This is a genomic window from Rhizobium sp. PDO1-076 (genome assembly GCF_000247475.1).
In the GTDB taxonomy this organism is placed as follows: Bacteria; Pseudomonadota; Alphaproteobacteria; order Rhizobiales; family Rhizobiaceae; genus Allorhizobium.
Genome location: NZ_AHZC01000391.1, coordinates 1 through 21,457, shown reverse-complemented (window position 1 = coordinate 21,457; position 21,457 = coordinate 1). Strand labels below are relative to the sequence as shown.

Here is a 21,457-nt window from a genome sequence, read left to right as displayed (position 1 = left end):
TGAGCGGCCCGATTCTGCTCTTGTTGTTTCACTCGCACCGAGAGAGGTGGCTATGCTTCCTCCTGTGAGCGCCGCGTCGAATATCTATCTGAACCAGCAGGAAACGCGTGCGTCCAGTATCGGCGTTGGCAGCGGGGCTGGCATGGGTGCGAGCGTGGGGGCTGGATCTGCCGCGATCACGGTCGTGACACCGCCCCGTGCACTGGAACAAAATATGGAAATCGCGGGACGCCTGAATCTTCTCCTTCTGACGGGCCAGGAGCGCATGTCGCAAAACCTCTCGGTGCTGGTCGATCTGCTCGGCAGCGCACTGAAGATGGAACGCTTGCCTAGTGAAACGCTGAGTGGCTACGCAGTTCGCCTGGTGGAGGCGCTGGGTGATCTGTCGCCTCGTGAACGTGTCGCCTTGCAGCGCAATTTGATGCGGGCATTTGCGGGCCTGCAGTTGCGAACCCTGATGGAGGCATTCCGCAATCCCGCCGGCCCGGAAGCTGCAACCTTGTCGATCTATCTGGAGCTTTACCGCCAGAAGGATCGCGATCTGGCCGCCCGGTCTGTCGTGACATCCTACAGGCAAAATGCTGGCGAGGTTCGGGCACCTGCGGCCGCGATCCCGACGTTGGCCGGCAGCGAGGCCGCACCCGCAACCGCAGCACTACCCGCCGCTTACAGGCGCGATACCGAAATTCAGAAGACTGTCAGTTCGACTCCTGCTGAACGACACGTGTTAGCGGCATCAGTCGACGCTGCGGACGCTGCTTCAGATGGTGTGAGAAAACATCCTCTGGCTGAGCGGTTGGAGCCATCTCAGGCGGCATCCTTGCGTCCGACACTCACTGCAGCCGAAGACATTCAGCGGGCGAGAAACCAGGTGCGCAACCTCGATGTTGGACCTCACCTGCTCCAGGAGCACTTGGATGAGGTTTTCTCAGCCAGCAAGCCGATTGCAACGGCTGCCCAGGGCCAGCCTGCTGGGTTGCCCGAGCAAGCAGGACGCGATGGCCCTCGGTCACTCGACGGTGCCGAGCCTGACGATAATATCCGGTTCCCGCCCGGACTACGGAACAAAGATGTCGAGCAGGGTGCTGTGCTCGCGGGCGGGTTCGATCGCAACCCGATTGATCCAGACGCAGACATTGCCTCGTCTGCTGTGTCGCCAGGCTCTGTCGGATCGACGCCGGCAACTCTCGCCACAAGTCTTGCGGCTTTGCTGGTTGAAGCAGCCGAGACAGATCTGGTCCTCACCTTGCTCAATCTTCAGCAAAAGGACGACAACGGCGACGTCACCAGTGCCGGCGCCATCCGGGCCGAACCTGACGATCAGATGATGACCCATCAGGAACATGACTTGACGCGCTCAATGCCTGATGAGGATGCCGTGAACCTCGCTCTCGCGCAACGTATCCGCAGCGGCGGGTTCGAGGAGCAGGTGGTCTATTCGATGACGATGTCACCGAGTGAGCCGCCTGCTGCATTGGTCCATCACGGGCTGCCCGTGGCCATTCCCGTTCCTTTCGTCAACTATCTGATTGCCGACGAATTCGAGGCGGAGCCAGCCGAGACCAAAGAGCGCAGGCATGCCGACGAGGACGACGGGACAGAGCAGGACGATGAGGATCAGCCTGACGACGGTTCTGCCAGCGCAGAACAGGACGGACACGGTGAAGACCAGGCGGCGGCGCAGGACGCGGCAGACGAAGCGCCTGTCCTCTCCCTTGGTGAAACTGAACCGGTCGCTGTTTTGGAGGATCTCCGCGTCAAACGACGGGTCATGCAGGCCGGAGAGATCGATGATCCCGCGCATGATCTCTATGTTCGGATGTCCGGATTGATCTGAAGCCGGAGTGGCTGCGACAAGGCCCGGCGTTCACAACAAAAAAACCCGCCGGACGTTTCCGTCCGGCGGGTTTTCCTATTCAGCGAAACCGCAACGATTAGTCGTTGGTGCGGTTCTTCAGGGCTGCGCCCAGGATGTCGCCAAGCGACGCGCCAGAGTCGGACGAACCGAACTGAGCAACGGCTTCCTTCTCTTCTGCGATCTCGAGAGCCTTGATCGACAGCATGACCTTGCGATCCTTCTTGGAGAAGTTCGTGACGCGAGCGTCAAAAACCTGGCCAACGGAGAAACGCTCAGGGCGCTGGTCGTCACGGTCGCGAGCGAGGTCTGCACGGCGGATGAACGACGTGATGTCTTCGTGAGCCACGAGCTTCACTTCGACGCCACCATCATTGATCGCGATGACTTCGCAAGAAACAACGGCGTTCTTGCGCAGTTCGCCAGACGTTGCTGCTTCGCCAACCGCATCGCGGCCGAGCTGCTTGATGCCGAGCGAGATGCGTTCCTTCTCGACGTCAACGTCGAGAACGACAGCCTTGACCACGTCACCCTTGTTGAACTCTTCGATGACCTGTTCGCCCGGACGGTTCCAGTCGAGATCCGAGAGGTGAACCATGCCGTCAACGTCGCCTTCGAGGCCGATGAACAGGCCGAACTCGGTCTTGTTCTTGACTTCGCCTTCGACTTCAGTGCCGGCCGGATGGCTGAAGGCAAATGCCTGCCACGGGTTCTCGAGGGTCTGCTTGAGACCGAGCGAGATACGGCGCTTGGACGGATCGACTTCGAGAACGACGACGTCGACGTCCTGCGTGGTCGAAAGGATCTTGCCGGGATGCACGTTCTTCTTCGTCCAGGACATTTCCGAGATGTGGATCAGGCCTTCGATGCCCGGCTCCAGCTCGACGAATGCACCGTAGTCGGTGATGTTGGTCACGGTACCGGAGATCTTCTTGCCAACCGGGTACTTGGCAGCAATGCCATCCCACGGATCCGACTCGAGCTGCTTCATGCCGAGCGAGATGCGGTGGGTTTCCTGGTTGATGCGGATGATCTGAACCTTGACCGACTGGCCGATGGACAGGATTTCCGAAGGATGGTTGACGCGGCGCCATGCCATGTCGGTGACGTGCAGCAGGCCGTCGATGCCGCCGAGGTCAACGAACGCACCGTAATCGGTGATGTTCTTGACGACGCCGTCAACAACCTGGCCTTCTTCGAGGTTCTGGACGATTTCCGAACGCTGCTCAGCGCGGCTCTCTTCGAGAACCGTACGACGCGATACAACGATATTGCCGCGACGCTTGTCCATCTTGAGGATTTCGAAGGGCTGCGGGTTGTGCATCAGCGGGGTCACGTCGCGGATCGGACGGATGTCGACCTGGCTACGCGGAAGGAAGGCAACGGCGCCGTCGAGGTCAACCGTGAAGCCACCCTTGACCTGGTTGAAGATGACGCCTTCAACGCGCTCACCAGCTTCGAACTTGGCTTCGAGCTTGATCCAGCTTTCTTCGCGGCGAGCCTTTTCGCGCGACAGAACAGCTTCGCCAAGAGCATTTTCGATGCGCTCGACGTAAACTTCGACTTCGTCGCCAACCTTGAGCGTGCCGTCCTTGGCGCGCGCACCGAATTCCTTCAGCGCGATGCGGCCTTCAACCTTGAGGCCGACGTCAACAATTGCAACGTCCTTCTCGATGGCGGTGATGATGCCCTTGGCAACATAGCCTTCTGCCAGATCGGTCTTGGCAAAGGATTCTTCGAGAAGGGCTGCAAAGTCCTCCCGCGTCGGGGTAGAAACAGACATGAAATCTCCTAATCGCATCCATCTCGGATGCGGGCTGCGCCGGTGGTTCGTGTTGGTCGGGGCCAATTCCTTCGTCCGCTCAAAAGAGCTGTCCGGCGCGGGGACGGTGGGATTGGTCAACTGAAAAGGAAAACGGCTAGGCCGGTTCCGGATCAGTTCATGCTTTTTCCAAGACTGCGTCGATCAAGACCTTCGCTGCCTGAAACGCCGCCTCTATACTCATTTCCGATGTATCTAGCAAGTGCGCGTCTGCAGCGGGTTTCAAAGGGCTGTCCGCGCGGCCCATGTCGCGCTCGTCGCGTCGCTTCACATCCTCGAAAATCGCCTCGAAATCGGCAGCCCCGCCTTTGCCGACAATCTCGTCGAAACGGCGCTTTGCCCGAACTTCCGGCGACGCCGTGACATAGAGCTTCACCGGCGCCTGCGGGCAGACCACGGTGCCGATATCGCGGCCGTCGAGCACGGTTCCGGGTTCACGGCTGGAAAAGGCACGCTGTGCCTCGACCAGCGCGCGGCGCACCGAGGGCATGACGGCGATCTTGGAAGCGGCCTCGCCGATCTCGTGCGCCGACAGGATGTCGCGGTCGAGACCCGCGAGTTCGACGGTGCGTGCCATCTCCTCCGCAACACTTTCGTTGTCGAGCGGTTGCCCCGCATCCAGCAGGGCCTTGGCCGTGGCACGGTAGGTCAGCCCAGTATCGAGGTGATGGAAACCATAGGTCTCGGCGATACGGCGCGACAGCGTTCCCTTGCCGGCAGCAGCGGGTCCATCAATGGCGATGATCATCGGCGTCCTCGTCGTGAAAAAGCAATCTGCGTTTCTGATACCGATCTCGGTCATGAAAGCCAAGCACGCCGGCATCGGCTGGCATCGGCTGGCACCGCAGCGTCAAGGCGCGAATTGATGCCCATCGACCGGCCCAACCCGGGAACAGGTCTCCCGTCTCCGCAATTGTCGCAGTTTGCCTTTGACAGACCGGAGCGCAACGATTAAGGGGACCGACTACAGATTGGCCGGCTTTCCGCCGGGCGCTTGGCGCATGCCCTAATTCTTCACGACTTCATGAGGCTTTGACAGTGGCGAAGGCAGAACTTGGAACGAAACGCACTTGCCCTGATACCGGCAAGAAATTCTACGATCTGAACAAGGATCCGGTCGTATCCCCCTACACGGGCAAATCCTGGCCCCTCTCCTACTTCGAGGAGACCTCGGTCGCAGCCATCATGGAGAAGGCTGAAGAAGAGGAAGTGGCCGAAGTCGATACCGAGAACACGGATGTCGAACTGGTTTCGCTTGAGGATGCAGATGATGCAGCCGGCGGCGATGATATTCCGGACCTTGGCGACGATGATGTTGAAATCGACGGCGACGACGATGACGATACATTCCTCGAAGCCGATGAAGACGATGACGATGACGATATGACCGGCATCATCGGCGTCTCCGGCGACGACGACGAAGTTTGATTTTTCAATATTTTCGGACCCGGAGACGAAAAGTTTTCCGGGTCCGAATTTTTAGGCTTGCTATCTTCGGAAACCGAACGTATTAAGCCGCCACCCCGACGGAAGCACTGCTTCACGGGGTTCCCGGAACCGGCATTGCCGGACCCTTGATGGGGCTATAGCTCAGCTGGGAGAGCGCTTGCATGGCATGCAAGAGGTCAGCGGTTCGATCCCGCTTAGCTCCACCAAAATTCCTTCAACTGTAATTATGTCGTTTCGATTCAGACGGACTTGGCGTTTGTCTATTCGCTTTGAACGAAAAAAACGGCCGCGGATGTCTCCGGGCCGTCATTCGTGTGCATTGAGATGCATCGCGCGCTCAGCGCTGGAAAAGCTGGCCGCGTTCCCGGCTTTCGGGAAGATCGATCTGGAACCAGTCGACGATCTTGTCGATTTGGATCTTCATTTCTCGATCGCGGAGCTGGACACATAATTTGTCTTCGGCCATGCCGAGCGGGGTTCCGATATAGATTCGGTTGTTTCCGGTTTCGTCGACGGTATCAATTGCAAAACGCATGAACACCCTCCCCATTAAAGAATCGAAAATTGGCAATGGATGTGGATGTAGAAACGCGCGCTTGAGCGAAACTGACTTATCTTGATGGTTCCGCGCAATCGGGCGCGCAAGATGTGAAATATGGCTCGGCGGCGATGAGCGGTGCAGGTGGGATGCAGGAGTGAAGGAAGCCATATGTTTGTTGTGTCGAAATTGTTCTGGATGGCAGCGCAGCCGCTGTCGCTTGCGTTTCTCTTCGTCGCGGTCGCCCTCCTTGCCTTGATATTTCATGGACGCAAGACGGCGATGAGTGCTCTCATCGCCAGTCTGCTCATCCTGTTTCTGACCCTCTACACGACACTCGGTTCCTACGCCCTGCAGGGACTTGAGGCACGTTTTTCGCGTCCGACGGCAGATCCGGCAGCGCCGACTTGTATGATCGTGCTCGGCGGTGCCTTCGAGACGGAGGTAACGACTGAGCGCGGCGGCATCGAATTCAACCAGGCCGGCGAACGCTTCATCGAGGCGCTGCGGCTTGCCGAGCGGTTTCCCCAGTCGAAGATCTTCGTCTCTGGCGGAGACGGCTCGCTGAGCGGCAGCTATGAAGGTGATGCAGCAGTCTCCGAACGTTTCTTTGCGACGTTCGGCATTGCGGCCGACAGATTGATCGGCGAGCCCGCATCGCGCACGACCTTCGAGAATGTCGAAAACAGCGGTTCACTCCTCGAACGCAATGGTTTGAGAAATTGTCTGCTGATCACATCGGCATTTCATATGCCGCGCTCCATCGGCTTGTTTCGCAAGGCAGGCATTGATGTGGTGCCATGGCCTGTCGATTTCCGCACCAGCGGCATCGTCACCCCGGCGCTTGACTTGACCCAGCCGACCTTGAATGCGCAGCAGATGGCGACGGCTGTGCGGGAAGGGATCGGTCTGGCCGCGTATTATGCCCTCGGGCGAACAAGCGCGCTCTATCCCGCGCCGTAAAGCCAACCCGGCTACTTCTTGGAAATCGTCAGGAATTTTGTGCCTCTGACCCGGACCGTCATTTCGCAAGGGTCCGTGCCTTCCTCGCGCTCGCAATATTTCGGGTGCATTTTCAGGACGAAGACCATGTTGCCGAAGCGCTTGATGAAGTCATAGCTGTACATCTGTGCGGTGGCGATCATGAAATAGCCGCCCTCCTTGACCTGGAGGTAGAAATTGAACGGGCAGCCTTCCTCTGAGCAGTCCGGGCCGCGCGTGCCATCGCACAGGATCTCGCTGCTATTGGTCACTGTGTCGATCAGCCCATCGTTGTTGATGTCGATGCGGCTGATGAAGTCGGCGCCGTATTGCACCAGTTTGCAGCGTTTGCCGTAGTGCTCCTTCTCATAGATCTCGGGATCATTGAGAAGCTCCTGCTGGGCATGGGCAATCGGTGCTGCAAGGCCGAGCAGCAGGGCAAGAAGCAGGCGAAGAAAGGGCGTCAAGGCTGAACCTCCGGTATGCAGCGGCCAAACGACAGGAGGCGCCAATCTAGCGCAAGCGGCTTGCGTCACCCTTAACGGCGTGATTCAAATCTTGGCATCTGCCGGATGGAGAATGAGACATGTCGCTGCTATCGTATCTGGACTATGCCGGCATCGCGCTGTTTGCGGCGACGGGTGCTTTGGCGGCGTCGCGCAAGCAACTCGACATGATCGGCTTTCTGTTCTTCGCCGTCATCACCGGCCTTGGTGGCGGAACCGTTCGCGACATCGTGCTCGGCCGCGTGCCGGTCTTCTGGGTCCTCAATCCGGACTATATCATCGTCTGCTGCGCCATCGGTGTGCTGGTCTTCTTTACCGCGCATCTGGTCGAGTCCCGCTATAAGCTGCTGATCTGGCTCGATGCGATCGGGCTTTCCGCCTATTGCGTGATGGGCGCGGCGAAAGGGCTGGCAGCCACGGGATCGCCAACGATCGCGATCGTTACGGGAACGTTGACCGCAAGCTTCGGCGGCGTGCTACGCGACCTTCTCGCCAATGAACCATCGGTATTGCTGCGGCCGGAAATCTACATCACGGCTGCCCTGGTCGGTGCTGCCGTCTTCACCTTGGCCAATGAAATCGGCGTGCCGCTCTATGTTGCATCGATGATTGGCGCGCTGGCGGCGTTTGTGGTTCGCGGCGGTGCGCTCTATTTCGGCTGGACCTTCCCGACCTACAGGCACAAACCGGGACGGCATCCGGATGAGGTGATGTGAGGCTCAGCCCTGCTTGGCGCGCAGGCGGATGATCACGTCGACATGCGCGATTTCCATGCCTTCGGGAGCCTCCGGCAGGTTGTCGATCGTCAGGTTGTTGACCGGGATGTCGAGAACCTTGTTTTCCCCCTCCACGAAGAAGTGGTGGTGGTCGGACACATTGGTGTCGAAGTAGGTCTTTGCGCTTTCGACCGCGAGAACACGGATCAGTCCGGCCTCGGTAAACTGGTGCAGCGTGTTGTAGACTGTTGCCAGAGACACGGGAAAGTCGGCCGCAAGCGCTTCCTCATGCAGTTCTTCCACAGTCAGGTGTCGATCGCCCTTGGCGAACAGAAGATTGGCCAGCGCGATGCGTTGACGCGTCGGGCGCAGGCCCGATCGGCGCAATTTCAGTTCGATGCCAGTCTGGCACATTGCCATCGTCAAAGAACGACCTCCGGTTCGGTGCGAGCAATGTGCATCGCATCAACTTTGGATATAGCTTTAAAATCAGGGCGTTTCAATAGTTCGGGTGGGCACAAGCCGGTGGGCAGGCGGGCCAGGACCCCTTTTTTCGCCGAATTGGGTCTGGTGGTGCGGTATTGCTTCCTGTATCGACCTTGAATGAAATAGGATCGTCGTCCGGCTCGAATGTCGGCGATGACTGACCCAAGATTGCGGGGCTTCATTTTGCCTCTCTCTTGCTCTATTGGGTCCGGACATATGCAGCCGAGGGGGGAAGAAGAAGAAAAATGGTAACGAGACAATCTAGCTACAATTACGAAGAAATCCTCTCCTGCGGCCGTGGTGAGCTGTTCGGCCCGGGCAATGCGCAATTGCCGCTGCCGCCGATGCTGATGGTTCATCGCATCACCGACATTTCCGAAACCGGCGGTACCTTCGACAAGGGTTATATCCGTGCCGAATATGATGTCCGTCCGGATGACTGGTATTTTCCGTGCCATTTCCAGGGCAATCCGATCATGCCGGGCTGCCTCGGTCTCGATGGCATGTGGCAGTTGACCGGCTTTTTCCTCGGCTGGCTCGGGGAGCCGGGTCGCGGCATGGCGCTGTCCACCGGCGAAGTGAAATTCAAGGGCATGGTTCGTCCTGATACGAAGCTGCTCGAATACGGCATCGACTTCAAGCGCGTGATGCGTGGCCGCCTTGTGCTTGGCACCGCAGATGGCTGGTTGAAGGCTGATGGCGAAACCATATATCAGGCGTCCGACCTTCGTGTAGGTCTGTCGAAGGACAAGGTTGCCGAATAGGCGCCTGTCCCCCACCACAATTACGAGAAGGTCTGAGAGATGAGACGGGTTGTAGTAACGGGTCTTGGCATCGTGTCTTCGATTGGCGCTGACGCTGCAGAAGTCACCGCATCGCTGCGCAACGCCAAGTCGGGCATTAGCTTTTCGCCGGATTTCGCCGAGCACGGTTTCAAATGCCAGGTATGGGGCAAACCCAACCTGGATCCGACCGATCTGGTCGATCGCCGTGCCATGCGTTTTCTGTCGCAGGGCGGTGCCTGGAACCATGTTGCCATGAAGCAGGCGCTCGCCGATTCCGGCCTCGAGGAAAAGGACTACGCCGCCAACGAGCGGACCGGCATCATCATGGGCTCGGGTGGTCCGTCGACACGACAGATCGTCGAGGCGGCCGATATTACCCGCCAGAACAAGAGCCCGAAGCGCATTGGTCCATTCGCCGTGCCGAAGGCGATGTCTTCGACCGCGTCGGCCACGCTTGCTACCTGGTTCAAGATCCACGGCGTCAACTATTCGATCTCCTCGGCCTGCTCGACATCGGCGCATTGCATCGGCAATGCCGCGGAAATGATCCAGTGGGGCAAGCAGGACATCATGTTTGCTGGCGGTCACGAAGATCTCGACTGGTCGATGTCGAACCTCTTCGACGCCATGGGAGCAATGTCGTCGAAATACAACGAAACCCCGTCGACCGCATCGCGTGCCTACGACGCTTCGCGTGACGGTTTCGTCATTGCCGGTGGAGCGGGTGTTCTGGTCCTCGAAGAACTCGAGCATGCCAAGGCGCGTGGCGCCAAGATCTATGCCGAAATCACCGGCTACGGCGCGACCTCCGATGGCTATGACATGGTTGCACCGTCGGGCGAGGGCGCCATGCGCTGCATGCGCCAGGCCTTGTCCACGGTGAAGGGCGAAGTCGATTATATCAACACCCACGGCACCTCGACACCAGTGGGCGATTCGAAGGAAATCGGCGCCATTCGCGAAGTGTTCGGGTCCAAGATCCCGCATATCCAGTCCACCAAGTCGCTGACCGGCCATTCGCTCGGTGCGGCCGGCGTGCAGGAATCGATTTACGGCTTGCTGATGATGCAGGAACGCTTCATCGGTGAAAGCGCCCATATCACCGAACTGGATCCCGAATTCGACGGTGTGCCGATCGTGCGCAAGCGCATTGACGATGCGAAGATCGACACGGTGCTTTCGAACTCGTTCGGCTTTGGTGGCACGAATGCCACGCTGGTCTTCCAGCGTCACGACGCATGACGGGTATGCTGGGATCTATGCAGGGCAAACGCGGCCTGATCATGGGCGTTGCCAACAACCACTCGATCGCCTGGGGTATTTCCAAGGCGCTCGCATCGGCTGGCGCAGAACTCGCATTCACCTATCAGGGCGAAGCGCTTGGCAAGCGCGTCAAGCCGCTCGCTGCCGAATTGGGCTCGGATGTCGTCCTGCCTTGCGATGTCGAGGATCTGGCATCGCTGGATGGGGTTATCGACGCACTGAAGGCCCGCTGGGGCAAGATCGACTTCATCGTGCACGCCATCGGCTTTTCCGACAAGAACGAGTTGAAGGGGCTTTACGCCGACACGACGAGGGACAATTTCACCAAGACCATGGTGATCTCCTGCTTCTCCTTCACCGAGATCGCCAAGCGTGCAGCCGGCCTCATGGCCGAAGGCGGCTCGATGCTGACGCTGACCTATGGCGGTTCCGTCCGGGTCATGCCGAACTACAATGTCATGGGTGTTGCGAAAGCCGCCCTTGAAGCATCCGTGCGGTATCTGGCGGCCGACTATGGTCCACGCGGGATCCGCGTCAATGCGATCTCCGCAGGCCCGATCCGCACGCTGGCAGGTGCCGGCATTGCCGATGCGCGTGCGATGTTGTCCTGGCAGCAGAAGAACTCTCCGCTCCGCCGCAGCGTCACGATCGAGGATGTCGGCAGTTCGGCGCTTTATCTCCTCTCGGACATGTCGCGCGGCGTCACCGGTGAAATCCACTACGTGGATGCGGGCTACAACGTCACATCAATGCCGGCGCTGGATGTTCTCGCCAGTGCCGACAGCGAATAAGATATAAAAAAGCCTGGCGCGTCTCGTAACGCGCCAGGCATTCAGTCGGAAGGTCCGCTAGCCGATGGGAAATCGGCTACTCCGAGTGAGTTTGATCCGAATGATCGATTGCGCCGATCAACATTGCGATGCTCACGGCATGCAGGAGATTGCTGGCATTGAGCTTGATCCGCGCCGATGTGAGCGCCACATCGATTTCCGAGCGCGATAGAGCCAGGCCATTAACGGCTTCGTCAGGCTTTCTGCCTTCGGCAACCAGCGTCAGGCAGTGTATTTCACGATCTGTGAGAATCGGAGAAATCAATCGATCTCCGATCGCCAAATGGGTGTCGGTCATCATTTTCTTTAGGCCGGGAAGGTGAAGCCACAAAAGACGGAAGGGCTAAACCCGCTCGTCAACACGAGGCGCCCTTATAATGCAACCGGACACAAAGTATTTATCCCCACACGCCAAAGTCTTACCTTCAGATGCAGGCCAGCGGGATTACGTGAAGTGTGAGCTGATGCCGAAACTCTATTTCGCGGTACAATCGCTTTTTTGTCAACACTTTAAGTCTATGCCGACTTTCGCTCGCGCACCTCGGTTGGGGTGTGGCCGAACCAACGGGTCACCGAACGCGTGAAGGCGCTGGGCGCCGAATAGCCGAGCCGGTAGCAGATTTCGGAGATCGGCAACTCGCTTTCCGTGAGCAGATTGAAGCTAACCTCGCGGCGGATACTGTCGCGCAGGTCGTTCATGCTCGTGCCGTGCTGGGCAAGCCGCCTCTGGAATGTGCGCTCTGACAGGCCGAAATAAGGAGCAATGTCAGACAGCGGATATTCGCCATCGCAGACATGCAGAAGCAGATAGTGGCGCACCTGGTCGAGAAAGTCGCCATCCATATCCAGAGTGGCAGGCCGGGCAGAACGGCATTGCATGTCCATCAGTTCGTGCAGGCGCCTGTCGCCCGCCGGATTGACCGCTTCAAGAAAACTGGGCGGAAACCGGATGCAGTTCATCCTCTGACCAAAACTGACTTTCCGGGTGAGACACTCCCGAAACGGTTGGATATTCCGTGGCCTTGGTCTCTCCAGTTCGATTTCGACCTGATCGGTCAGCAAGCCTGCAAGATCGCGTGCGCGCTGCATGACAAGCGCTACGGACATATCTACATACTGATCGCGCTTCACGATGATCGGCGCAAAGGTCCATGAAAGAAGCGCGCCGCGCTCGTCGACCAACAGCCGCGAATAGCTGGTATGGGTTACATACTGGATATGTGCATCGAGGAACTGAACGAAATCGAGACCAGTCGGTGCGGATAGCAATCCGTAGCCGAACGCGCCGGTCGAACCCGGTTCATAGGCTTGCACGCTCACAAGGCCGAAAGCCTCGTCATCAGACAGCAGCGCGCAAGCCTCCAGAAGCCTGCACAGGCGATCAAGGCTGATGCGGGCGGTCATGCTCTGGAAACAGGCTGGATTGATGTCCAGCGCCTTGCAAATCGGAACGATATCTATGCCGTAACTCTGGGCGTGAACCACCACGGCCGAGGCAAGGCCTGCGACGGTCGTCAGTTCATCGGTCAGATTCTTTTGCGGCATCGGGAAGCCTGGCGCCGAAGGGAAAGAGCTTGGCGTCAAAAGCTAAGTCAAGACACAGCGGGAGTCGAGTGCCGTGGCCACGGAAGATATCAATCTCCCGTGACTGTATGCTAAAATATGAACTAGCGCTTCGCCCAAAGGACTTTGAAGCGAGAGTTGCGGCAGGTTTCACCATGCTGCTTGAAGTTGGCCGCAAGAACGGCCTCGTAGGACAGGCCCCGATTCGCCACCAGAAGCAATTCGCCACCGTTGCGCAGAGCCTCGGCGGCGGCCTTGATCATCGCTTCGCCGATGGAAGGTTCGGCGGCATGCCCTTCGTGGAAGGGCGGGTTCATGATCACCAGATCATATTTTTCCTTCGCCGGTTCGTTGCCAAGATCCTGCCAGAAGAAACGCGTCGTCAGCTTCGGGCAATTGCTCGCAAGATTCTTGCGGGCATGCTCCAGCGCGTCATGGCTGGCCTCGAAAAGATCAATGCGGTTGGTGCGCGGCGACTTCTCGGCAAGCATGACGGAGAGATAGCCCCAGCCTGCGCCAAAGTCGGCGGCATTGCCGTCGAAATTGGTCGGCAGCCGGCTTGCCAAAAGCTCTGAACCGTCATCGACATGCGCGTGCGAAAACAGGCCGGCACGTGTCTCGAAACGACCGTCAATGATGACCGGCTTGGCCTGCAGCGTCGCGATCGCGGCGGATACATCCGCAGGCACGGTAAACCAGACTGCGACGCCGTGATACTTCGGCATCGATTCCGGCGCGAAGCCCAGGCGATCGAGCTGTTTGCGCAATGGCTGAACGCCATCTTCCTTGGCACCGGCGATCACGACGAGACCACCAGACTTGACGCGCTTCAGCGCTTCGGCAACGCGGTCTTCATTGATGCCCTTGTGCCTGTCGCACAGGATCAGCGCACCATCGAAGTCATCGCCTTCGACGACAGCCACAGGCGCCTGGTGCGCGGCTTCCAGCCGGCGGAAATCGGGGCGGAAGCCCTGGACAACGGTCAGCTCAGCAGCAAAGCCGTCAGGCTTGGCGAAGCCTGCTTCGGCACCGAGAAAGAGATAGCGCGTGCCTTCGCCAGGCAGCGCGACGGTTTCCGTCACAAACGGATGGAACAGGGTCTTCAGCGTTTCGCGGCTCATGTCGTGGCCCTCTAGAGCAGTTCAGGGAAGGGCGTCGGGGCCGCTTCGGTTGAAGACTGCGTCAAACAATCGGATAACAAAAAAGGCGCGGAAGTTATTCCGCGCCTCTGGATCAGCAGGAAGCGCGCTTATTCAGCGGCTTCGCCACCTTCGTTCTTCTTTTCGACGACTTCCTTGCCGGTCGTCTGATCGACGGCCTTCATCGAAAGGCGAACCTTGCCGCGCTCATCGAAGCCCATCAGCTTGACCCAGACCTTCTGGCCTTCCTTGACCACGTCCTGCGTCTTGGCAACACGATCGGAAGCGAGCTGGCTGATATGAACCAGGCCGTCACGCGAACCGAAGAAGTTGACGAAGGCGCCGAAGTCGGCCGTCTTCACAACGGTGCCTTCATAGACGACGCCGACTTCCGGCTCGGCCACGATGGAATGGATCCACTTGCGGGCTGCTTCGATTTCCTTGCCGGAGGCAGAGGCGATCTTCACGGTGCCGTCGTCTTCGATGTTGATCTTGGCGCCGGTCTTTTCGACGATTTCGCGGATGACCTTGCCACCCGAACCGATGACTTCACGGATCTTGTCGACCGGGATGTTCATCACTTCGATGCGCGGAGCAAATTCGCCGAGCTGCGACCGCCCTTCGGTGATGGCGTTGGCCATTTCGCCGAGGATGTGCTTGCGACCGCCCTGAGCCTGCTCCAGAGCAACCTTCATGATCTCTTCGGTGATACCGGCGATCTTGATGTCCATCTGCAGCGAGGTGATGCCGTCGGCAGTACCTGCAACCTTGAAGTCCATGTCACCGAGGTGATCTTCGTCGCCGAGGATGTCGGAGAGAACGGCAAAGCGTTCGCCTTCGAGGATCAGGCCCATGGCAATACCGGCCACCGGCTTGGCCAGCGGAACGCCAGCATCCATCAGAGCAAGCGAGGTGCCGCAAACGGTTGCCATCGAGGACGAGCCGTTCGACTCGGTGATCTCGGAGACGACGCGCAGCGTGTAGGGGAACTGCTCAGGCGAAGGAAGCATCGGACGGATAGCGCGCCATGCGAGCTTGCCGTGACCGATTTCGCGGCGTCCTGGGGAGCCCATGCGGCCGGTTTCGCCAACAGAGTAGGGGGGGAAGTTGTAATGCAGAAGGAAGCGTTCCTTGTACATGCCGGTCAGGCTGTCGACATACTGCTCGTCTTCGCCGGTGCCGAGCGTCGCAACAACGATCGCCTGGGTCTCGCCACGGGTGAACAGGGCCGAACCATGGGTGCGCGGCAGGATGCCGACTTCAGAAACGATCGCACGAACGGTCGACAGGTCACGGCCGTCGATGCGGCTCTTGGTGTCGAGGATGTTCCAGCGAACGATCTTCGCCTGCAGGTGCTTGAAGGTCGCGCCGATGACTTCGGCGGTGTACTTTGGCTCGACGCCTTCTGGGAAGAAGTGAGCCTTGACCTTCGCCTTGACGGCGTCAACGGCAGCGTAGCGTTCAGCCTTCTGGGTGTTCTTGTAGGCGGTACGCAGTTCGGCTTCGAAATGCTTCAGCATTTCGGCTTCGAGCTCGGAATGATCTTCCGGCTGGAAATCACGCGGCTCCTTGGCAGCCACTTCAGCGAGCTTGATGATCGCGTCGATGACCGGCTGGAAACCCTTGTGGCCGAACATGACGGCGCCGAGCATGATCTCTTCGTTGAGTTCCTTGGCTTCGGACTCAACCATCAGGACGGCGTCCTGGGTACCGGCAACAACGAGGTCGAGAACCGACTCGTCCATCTCGTCGAGATGCGGGTTCAGAACGTATTCGCCGTTGATGTAGCCGACGCGTGCGCCGCCGACCGGACCCATGAACGGAACGCCGGAAAGCGTCAGTGCAGCGGAAGCCGCAACCATCGACAATACGTCCGGATCGTTCTCAAGGTCGTGCTGGACGACGGTGACGACGACCTGGGTGTCGTTCTTGTAGCCTTCCGGGAACAGCGGGCGGATCGGACGGTCGATCAGGCGGGAAACCAGCGTTTCCTTTTCCGACGGACGGCCTTCGCGCTTGAAATAGCCACCCGGGATCTTGCCGGCGGCATAGGTCTTTTCCTGGTAGTTGACGGTCAGCGGGAAGAAGTCCTGGCCCGGCTTCGGCGACTTGGCCGAAACGACGGTAGCGAGAACGACGGTTTCGCCGTAAGTGGCCAGAACGGCACCGTCAGCCTGGCGGGCGATCTTGCCGGTTTCGAGCTTCAGCGGGCGGCCTGCCCACTCGATTTCAACGCTGTGAGTATCAAACATCTCTTGTCCTTCATCCACGGAGTGCCCTTGCACAAAAAGACGAACGCTCCAGAAGGAACCAACGTCTCCGCAGAAATTCTGACACATCACGGGCAAGACAGCGGGAGGCTTTCGGGTGTCGCGAACGGATGTCTTTCCGATCGCTCAGTCCATCTGACGCCAGTTTTCTGGCGAAAGCATCCGGCAATCCTGCCCCATGACAGGTCATCGGTTGGTATTTGCAGCACCGGTCATCCGGACTGCCTTTCATGCGCTTCGATCACGATGGTACCATGTCGAAGTCCAGGGACCTGTGTCCCAAAAGAGGCCGGCGGACCTTCTTGCGAAGATCCGCCGGAAACTGTTTTAGCGGCGGATGCCCAGAGCAGTGATGATCTTGCTGTAGCGGGCTTCATCCTTGTTCTTGACATAGTCAAGAAGCGAACGGCGTGTCGAAACCATCGTCAGGAGGCCACGGCGGGAGTGGTTGTCCTTCTTGTGACCCTTGAAGTGTTCCGTCAGGTTGTTGATCCGCTCGGTCAGGATCGCAACCTGGACTTCCGGAGAACCGGTATCGCCTTCGTTGATCGCGTATTCCTTGATGAGGGCAGCCTTGCGTTCTGCAGTAATCGACATCGTAAATCCTTTCTAGAATTTATGAGAAAAAGGTCGCCAAAGGCCGAGATGTCGTTCAGCAATGGCCATGAGTGCAGGCGCATCAGCGCCAGCTGGTGCCGCCTATACTCCATTCCCCTTGGAAAGGGAAGAGCGGACGTTTTCCGGCAGTTTCAGTTGAACACCCGCCGCGGATGAAACTCGCCGCCGGCAATCTCGCCGATTGCAATCAGCTTGCTTCCCGAAAGCGCAACGGCCTCCGGTTCGGCAACAGGAGCGTCGCGGCCACGCACGATGATCGGATTGCCCATTCGCAGACGGTGCGCCTGATCCTCGGTGATGCGGATCTGCGGCAGGGCCGATAGCGCCTCGCTCGTATCGACGATGAAGGCATCGAGTGCCTCGAGCCGGGCATCGCGGTCCTCGATGGCTTCAAGCGCCACGAGCTCGGCAAGCGGCACCATTGTCTCTTCGGCAAACGGTGCGACAAACGAACGACGCAGGCTCGAGATATGACCATAGCAGCCCAGGTCGCGTCCGAGATCCCGGGCGATCGACCGCACATAGGTGCCTTTGCCGCATTCCACTTCGAAATGCGCCTTGTCGGCTTCCACGTTCAACAGGGTCAGGCGGAAAACTTCCACCTCGCGTGACGGGATTTCGACGGTCTCGCCCTCGCGGGCAAGGTCATAAGCCCGTTCGCCGGCGATCTTGATGGCGGAAAACTGCGGCGGGATCTGGTTGATCACGCCGGTATAGTTCGGCAGCAGCGCGCGGATGTCGACTTCGCTCGGCCGCTTGTCGGATGTCTGGGTCGCTTCGCCTTCAAGATCGTCCGTCGAGCGTTCCTCGCCCCAGGTCACGGTGAATTCATAGATCTTGCGGCCGTCCATGACATAGGGAACGGTCTTGGTCGCATCGCCAAGCGCGATCGGCAACATGCCGGAGGCGAGCGGATCGAGCGTGCCGGCATGGCCGGCCTTTTGGGCGTTGAACAACCACTTGATTTTGCCGACGGCTTCGGTCGAGCCGAAATCCACGGGCTTGTCGAGAATGAGCCAGCCCGAAATCGGGCGGCCCTTGGGCTTTCTGGGTTTGGACATTGTCTCTTATTCTTGTTCGTCGTCTGCGCTGTTGGCGGCGAGGTCACGCTGGACTTCCGGCGAGCGCAGCAGCGCATCGATCTTCTGGTAATTGTCGAAGCTGGTATCGTCGCGGAAACGCACTTCGGGCATATGCTTCAACTGGCGAAGCTGGCTGCCGATCCGTCCGCGGATGTATTTGGCATGGCGGTTGAGTGCCTCGATGATGCTTGTGTGGTCGCTGACCCCCAGAGGAGCGACAAAGGCCGTCGCGATCCTCAGGTCGGTCGACATCCGCACTTCCGAAATGGAAATCACAGTCCGCTCGATGAGATCATCGCGGACATCGCCACGCTGCAGGACCTGGGTAATGGCGGCGCGCACCTGCTCGCCGACGCGCAGCATGCGCTGCGTGGGAGCTGAAGAGTTTGCTTTGCTCATGGTCGTTTGCCTTTTCGCATTCAATGGGGTCCGAAGATCCGGGTTTCCCAGTCGCAATGCATCCGTTGGGAGAAAATAAGATCGGCTGCAACAGCCGTTGCAGACCAGTGTCCGCATTCAAATAGAGCGAGCGCCGGAAACCCGGCGCCCGTTCTCTATTTCTGTCCGCAGGCTCTGGATCAGAGCGTACGGGTGATATGCTCCACGCGGAAGCACTCGATCGTGTCGCCGGCACGGATGTCTTCGTAGTTCTCGAAGGCCATACCGCATTCCTGGCCCATCGGCACTTCGGCAACTTCGTCCTTGAAGCGCTTGAGTGTCTTGAGCTTGCCTTCGTGGATGACGACGTTGTCGCGCACCAGGCGCACGCCGGCACCACGTTCGACCTTGCCTTCGACGACGCGGCAACCCGCGACCTTGCCGGTCTTGGTTATGTTGAACACTTCCAGGATTTCGGCATTGCCGAGGAAGGTTTCGCGACGTTCTGGAGACAGGAGGCCCGACATTGCTGCTTTTACGTCATCCACCAGATCGTAGATGATGTTGTAGTAGCGGATTTCAGAGCCGGCTCGTTCAGCCGCAGCACGGGCCTGGACATTGGCACGCACGTTAAAGCCGATGATGGCGGCGTTGGAAGCCTCGGCAAGCGAGATGTCCGATTCCGTGATGGCGCCTGCACCCGAATGAACGATGCGGGCACGCACTTCGTCGGTGCCGAGCTTGTCGAGCGAAGCGATGATCGCTTCGACCGAACCCTGCACGTCGCCCTTGATGACCAGCGGGAATTCCTTGAAGCCGGTATTCTGCAGCTGGGTCATCATCTGTTCCAGCGAACCGCGCTGACCGGACTGGCGGGCAGCGGCCTTGTCGCGGGCCAGACGCTGACGATACTCGGAGATCTCGCGAGCACGCGCTTCATTCTCGACAACGGCGAACTTGTCGCCGGCTGCGGGCGTACCCGACAGGCCGAGAACCTCGACCGGCATCGCCGGACCGGCTTCCTTGACATGCAGACCCTGGTCGTTGACCAGCGCACGAACGCGGCCCCACTGGTCGCCGGCGACGATGATCTGGCCGGGCTTGAGCGTGCCCTTCTGGACCAGAACCGTTGCCACCGAGCCGCGACCACGGTCGAGCTGGGCTTCGATGACCGTGCCTTCGGCAGTCCGGCTCGGATCCGCCTTCAGGTCGAGGATTTCGGCCTGCAGAAGCACGGCTTCCAGCAGCTTGTCGAGGTTCAGCTTGTTCTTCGCCGAAACTTCGACGTCGAGCACTTCACCACCCATGGATTCGACGAACACTTCGTGCTGCAGAAGCTGCTGACGGACCTTGTCCGGATTGGCTTCATGCTTGTCGATCTTGTTGATTGCCACGATGATCGGCACGCCGGCAGCCTTGGCATGGCTGATCGACTCGATCGTCTGCGGCATCACGCTGTCGTCGGCTGCAACCACCAGGATCGCGATGTCCGTCGCCTGTGCACCACGGGCACGCATCGCGGTGAATGCGGCGTGACCGGGCGTGTCGATGAAGGTGATCTTCTGGCCGTTATGTTCGACCTGGTAGGCACCGATATGCTGGGTGATGCCACCGGCTTCGCCCGATACGACGCTGGTCTTGCGGATGGCGTCAAGCAACGAGGTCTTGCCGTGGTCGACGTGACCCATGATGGTGACGACCGGCGGACGCGATACCATTTCGCCTTCGTCGTCCTTCATGTTGAAGATGCCTTCTTCAACGTCGGATTCCGAAACGCGCTTGACGGTATGGCCGAATTCGGTGGCGATCAGTTCAGCAAGGTCGGCGTCGATGACGTCGCCCGGCTTCATCATCTGGCCTTCCTTCATCAGGTACTTGATGACGTCGACGGCGCGTTCTGACATGCGCTGCGACAGTTCCTGAATGGTGATGGTTTCCGGCAGGATAACCTCGCGCATGACCTTTTCGCGCGTTTCCTGCATCTGGCTGCGGCGGAACTTCTCCTGGCGACGACGGGTCGCAGCCATCGAACGGCCACGTGCATTGCCGTCGTCGTCCGTGCCGACCGTGGTGACAGTCAGCTTGCCGCGGCGACGATCTTCCTCGGCCTTCGGACGGGCAGGGACCTTGGCCGGAGCCGGAGCTACGACTTTGCCGCGACCTGGGATGACGCGAGCCGGGGCACGATCTTCTTCCTCGTCGGAGGCCTTGCGACCACGCAGGAAGCCTGCAGGCGTCGGAGCGGCCGGTGCAGCCGGACGGGTTTCGCCGGCGGGACGACCAGGTGCAGCAGACGCGGCGACAGCCGCCGGAGCCACATCGACCGGTGCTTCGGGTTGCGGTTCCGGCTGCGGCTCGGCGGCCCGACGGGCTGCCTCTTCTGCTGCGACGATCGCTGCTGCCTCGGCTTCCCGCTGACGGCGCGCTTCATCTTCGGCGCGACGCTTGGCGTCCTCGATATCACGTGCCTGCGCTTCTACCAGCGCGCGACGGCGTGCTTCCATCTCGCCGGCTGACAGGTCATGCAATACCGCGCCGCGCGGACGTTCCGGCTGGCGGTTCTGCTGCGGGCGCTCGGGCTGGCGGTTGTTGTTCTGTTGTTGAGCCGGGCGCTGCTGCTGCGGAGCCGGCTGCTGGACACGTGGAGCAGGTGTCGGCGCAGGCGCAGCTGCCACTGGGCGCGGCGGCTGTACGACAGCCACCGGTGCGACGGGCTCAGGCGCCCGGACGGGCGTGATCGGTGGCTTTTCGTCTTGCGGGCGCGTCGGGCGCCGCTTCACGGTTTCGACGACGACCGACTTCGTGCGGCCGCGCCCCATGTCCTGGCGTACGGTGCCCTGGCTCATCCCCGATGGTTTCAGGGTGAGTGTCTTCTTCACGCCGATGGTCTTGTCGTCTTTGTTGTCGGTCATTCCGTTCCCGTTCCTTCGAGCGAGGCCGGATGCCGAGCATCAGACCACGCCGTTCACATACTGTCCTAAACCACGGAGGTCGGCCTTGGCCGATGACCGCGTCATTGTGGTCTCGGGCCAGTGCTCAACCTGCGAGGCGCTTGGCCTCGATAGGTTTCGAGCAGAGTTGCGCGCTTCACTACACCTTCACCCGCCTGCCCTGCAAGCGCTGCGGCATGGATAAACGCATTCTGGCCCATCAGTTCGTCCATTTCATTCCCGGAC

21 protein-coding genes, 1 tRNA gene and 1 pseudogene are annotated in these 21,457 nt (G+C 59.5%); 9 read left to right on the top strand and 14 right to left on the bottom strand.

What is annotated here, in order from left to right; translation table 11 throughout:
- Positions 1-64 precede the first annotated feature (64 nt).
- Complete coding sequence (locus PDO_RS26795) at positions 65-1,837, top strand: hypothetical protein (protein ID WP_141649956.1); 1,773 nt, start codon at positions 65-67, stop codon at positions 1,835-1,837.
- A gap of 97 nt (positions 1,838-1,934) precedes the next feature.
- Here the strand turns inward: PDO_RS26795 and rpsA are convergent, their stop codons facing one another.
- Complete coding sequence (gene rpsA, locus PDO_RS19635; protein ID WP_007606025.1) at positions 1,935-3,638, bottom strand: 30S ribosomal protein S1; 1,704 nt, start codon at positions 3,636-3,638, stop codon at positions 1,935-1,937.
- Positions 3,639-3,795: 157 nt separating this feature from the next.
- Positions 3,796-4,425: a (d)CMP kinase gene (gene cmk, locus PDO_RS19630; RefSeq protein WP_007606024.1), complete on the bottom strand. Its 630-nt coding sequence runs from the start codon at positions 4,423-4,425 to the stop codon at positions 3,796-3,798.
- On the opposite strand from cmk, the gene PDO_RS29290 reads away from it, so the two are divergent.
- The 3 genes from PDO_RS29290 to PDO_RS19620 all read left to right on the top strand — a co-directional run bounded on the left by PDO_RS29290 (position 4,412) and on the right by PDO_RS19620 (position 5,332).
- A complete protein-coding gene (locus PDO_RS29290; protein ID WP_280113377.1) occupies positions 4,412-4,543 on the top strand; it encodes a hypothetical protein in 132 nt (43 codons plus the stop codon). The two genes, cmk and PDO_RS29290, sit on opposite strands and share 14 nt — an antisense overlap.
- Before the next feature lie 172 nt (positions 4,544-4,715).
- Complete coding sequence (locus tag PDO_RS19625; RefSeq protein WP_007606023.1) at positions 4,716-5,105, top strand: TIGR02300 family protein; 390 nt, start codon at positions 4,716-4,718, stop codon at positions 5,103-5,105.
- A gap of 151 nt (positions 5,106-5,256) precedes the next feature.
- Positions 5,257-5,332, top strand: a tRNA-Ala gene (locus PDO_RS19620).
- Between the two features lie 131 nt (positions 5,333-5,463).
- On the opposite strand, the gene PDO_RS29175 is transcribed toward PDO_RS19620, so the two are convergent.
- Positions 5,464-5,835, bottom strand: coding sequence for a hypothetical protein (locus PDO_RS29175; protein WP_244426488.1), 372 nt, complete (start codon positions 5,833-5,835; stop codon positions 5,464-5,466).
- On the opposite strand from PDO_RS29175, the gene PDO_RS19610 reads away from it, so the two are divergent.
- Positions 5,836-6,627, top strand: coding sequence for a YdcF family protein (locus PDO_RS19610; protein WP_007606021.1), 792 nt, complete (start codon positions 5,836-5,838; stop codon positions 6,625-6,627). It begins immediately after the preceding gene.
- An 11-nt stretch (positions 6,628-6,638) separates the two neighbouring features.
- Here the strand turns inward: PDO_RS19610 and PDO_RS19605 are convergent, their stop codons facing one another.
- Positions 6,639-7,112, bottom strand: coding sequence for a hypothetical protein (locus PDO_RS19605; protein ID WP_007606020.1), 474 nt, complete (start codon positions 7,110-7,112; stop codon positions 6,639-6,641).
- 119 nt (positions 7,113-7,231) lie between these two features.
- Between PDO_RS19605 and PDO_RS19600 the strand changes: the two genes are divergently transcribed.
- Positions 7,232-7,867, top strand: a complete 636-nt coding sequence (locus PDO_RS19600; RefSeq protein ID WP_007606013.1) for a trimeric intracellular cation channel family protein — start codon at positions 7,232-7,234, stop codon at positions 7,865-7,867.
- A 3-nt stretch (positions 7,868-7,870) separates the two neighbouring features.
- On the opposite strand, the gene irrA is transcribed toward PDO_RS19600, so the two are convergent.
- Entirely contained in the window at positions 7,871-8,287 is a 417-nt protein-coding gene (gene irrA, locus PDO_RS19595; protein ID WP_037074773.1) for an iron response transcriptional regulator IrrA, read from the bottom strand.
- A 311-nt stretch (positions 8,288-8,598) separates the two neighbouring features.
- Here irrA and fabA point away from each other — a divergent pair, with 311 nt between their 5' ends.
- Genes fabA through fabI form a run of 3 tightly spaced genes read left to right on the top strand, consistent with a single transcriptional unit; the run spans position 8,599 to position 11,192 of the window.
- Entirely contained in the window at positions 8,599-9,117 is a 519-nt protein-coding gene (gene fabA / locus PDO_RS19590; protein ID WP_007606009.1) for a 3-hydroxyacyl-[acyl-carrier-protein] dehydratase FabA, read from the top strand.
- 39 nt (positions 9,118-9,156) lie between these two features.
- Complete coding sequence (gene fabB / locus PDO_RS19585; protein ID WP_007606007.1) at positions 9,157-10,380, top strand: beta-ketoacyl-ACP synthase I; 1,224 nt, start codon at positions 9,157-9,159, stop codon at positions 10,378-10,380.
- 5 nt (positions 10,381-10,385) lie between these two features.
- The gene (gene fabI / locus PDO_RS19580; RefSeq protein ID WP_037074770.1) at positions 10,386-11,192 is read left to right on the top strand and encodes an enoyl-ACP reductase FabI; all 807 of its coding nucleotides are present in this window, start codon (positions 10,386-10,388) and stop codon (positions 11,190-11,192) included.
- Positions 11,193-11,268: 76 nt separating this feature from the next.
- Here fabI and PDO_RS19575 read toward each other — a convergent pair whose 3' ends face one another.
- The 9 genes and pseudogenes from PDO_RS19575 to PDO_RS19535 all read right to left on the bottom strand — a co-directional run.
- On the bottom strand, positions 11,269-11,532 hold the full coding sequence (locus PDO_RS19575) for a LuxR C-terminal-related transcriptional regulator (protein WP_007606004.1): 264 nt from the start codon (positions 11,530-11,532) through the stop codon (positions 11,269-11,271).
- A gap of 215 nt (positions 11,533-11,747) precedes the next feature.
- Entirely contained in the window at positions 11,748-12,776 is a 1,029-nt protein-coding gene (locus PDO_RS19570) for an AraC family transcriptional regulator (protein WP_007606003.1), read from the bottom strand.
- 122 nt (positions 12,777-12,898) lie between these two features.
- Positions 12,899-13,915, bottom strand: a complete 1,017-nt coding sequence (locus PDO_RS19565) for a class I SAM-dependent methyltransferase (protein ID WP_007606002.1) — start codon at positions 13,913-13,915, stop codon at positions 12,899-12,901.
- A gap of 128 nt (positions 13,916-14,043) precedes the next feature.
- Positions 14,044-16,185: a polyribonucleotide nucleotidyltransferase gene (pnp, locus tag PDO_RS19560; RefSeq protein WP_007606001.1), complete on the bottom strand. Its 2,142-nt coding sequence runs from the start codon at positions 16,183-16,185 to the stop codon at positions 14,044-14,046.
- A 345-nt stretch (positions 16,186-16,530) separates the two neighbouring features.
- Complete coding sequence (gene rpsO, locus PDO_RS19555; protein WP_007606000.1) at positions 16,531-16,800, bottom strand: 30S ribosomal protein S15; 270 nt, start codon at positions 16,798-16,800, stop codon at positions 16,531-16,533.
- A gap of 152 nt (positions 16,801-16,952) precedes the next feature.
- Positions 16,953-17,882, bottom strand: coding sequence for a tRNA pseudouridine(55) synthase TruB (gene truB / locus PDO_RS19550; protein WP_007605999.1), 930 nt, complete (start codon positions 17,880-17,882; stop codon positions 16,953-16,955).
- Positions 17,883-17,888: 6 nt separating this feature from the next.
- On the bottom strand, positions 17,889-18,302 hold the full coding sequence (rbfA, locus tag PDO_RS19545) for a 30S ribosome-binding factor RbfA (protein WP_007605997.1): 414 nt from the start codon (positions 18,300-18,302) through the stop codon (positions 17,889-17,891).
- A gap of 179 nt (positions 18,303-18,481) precedes the next feature.
- Positions 18,482-21,193, bottom strand: coding sequence for a translation initiation factor IF-2 (gene infB / locus PDO_RS19540; RefSeq protein WP_007605996.1), 2,712 nt, complete (start codon positions 21,191-21,193; stop codon positions 18,482-18,484).
- Positions 21,194-21,294: 101 nt separating this feature from the next.
- A pseudogene (locus tag PDO_RS19535) lies at positions 21,295-21,457 on the bottom strand (RNA-binding protein); the annotation flags it as partial.

Excerpts from the sequence above, each read along its gene's own strand:
- rpsA (WP_007606025.1), bottom strand. The coding sequence starts at position 3,638 with ATGTCTGTTTCTACCCCGACGCGGGAGGACTTTGCAGCCCTTCTCGAA.
- PDO_RS29290 (WP_280113377.1), top strand. The coding sequence starts at position 4,412 with ATGGCGATGATCATCGGCGTCCTCGTCGTGAAAAAGCAATCTGCGTTT.
- cmk (WP_007606024.1), bottom strand. The coding sequence starts at position 4,425 with ATGATCATCGCCATTGATGGACCCGCTGCTGCCGGCAAGGGAACGCTG.
- PDO_RS29175 (WP_244426488.1), bottom strand. The coding sequence starts at position 5,835 with ATGGCTTCCTTCACTCCTGCATCCCACCTGCACCGCTCATCGCCGCCG.
- PDO_RS19610 (WP_007606021.1), top strand. The coding sequence starts at position 5,836 with ATGTTTGTTGTGTCGAAATTGTTCTGGATGGCAGCGCAGCCGCTGTCG.
- PDO_RS19600 (WP_007606013.1), top strand. The coding sequence starts at position 7,232 with ATGTCGCTGCTATCGTATCTGGACTATGCCGGCATCGCGCTGTTTGCG.
- irrA (WP_037074773.1), bottom strand. The coding sequence starts at position 8,287 with ATGGCAATGTGCCAGACTGGCATCGAACTGAAATTGCGCCGATCGGGC.
- fabA (WP_007606009.1), top strand. The coding sequence starts at position 8,599 with ATGGTAACGAGACAATCTAGCTACAATTACGAAGAAATCCTCTCCTGC.
- fabB (WP_007606007.1), top strand. The coding sequence starts at position 9,157 with ATGAGACGGGTTGTAGTAACGGGTCTTGGCATCGTGTCTTCGATTGGC.
- fabI (WP_037074770.1), top strand. The coding sequence starts at position 10,386 with ATGCTGGGATCTATGCAGGGCAAACGCGGCCTGATCATGGGCGTTGCC.
- PDO_RS19575 (WP_007606004.1), bottom strand. The coding sequence starts at position 11,532 with ATGATGACCGACACCCATTTGGCGATCGGAGATCGATTGATTTCTCCG.
- PDO_RS19570 (WP_007606003.1), bottom strand. The coding sequence starts at position 12,776 with ATGCCGCAAAAGAATCTGACCGATGAACTGACGACCGTCGCAGGCCTT.
- PDO_RS19565 (WP_007606002.1), bottom strand. The coding sequence starts at position 13,915 with ATGAGCCGCGAAACGCTGAAGACCCTGTTCCATCCGTTTGTGACGGAA.
- pnp (WP_007606001.1), bottom strand. The coding sequence starts at position 16,185 with ATGTTTGATACTCACAGCGTTGAAATCGAGTGGGCAGGCCGCCCGCTG.
- rpsO (WP_007606000.1), bottom strand. The coding sequence starts at position 16,800 with ATGTCGATTACTGCAGAACGCAAGGCTGCCCTCATCAAGGAATACGCG.
- truB (WP_007605999.1), bottom strand. The coding sequence starts at position 17,882 with ATGTCCAAACCCAGAAAGCCCAAGGGCCGCCCGATTTCGGGCTGGCTC.
- rbfA (WP_007605997.1), bottom strand. The coding sequence starts at position 18,302 with ATGAGCAAAGCAAACTCTTCAGCTCCCACGCAGCGCATGCTGCGCGTC.
- infB (WP_007605996.1), bottom strand. The coding sequence starts at position 21,193 with ATGACCGACAACAAAGACGACAAGACCATCGGCGTGAAGAAGACACTC.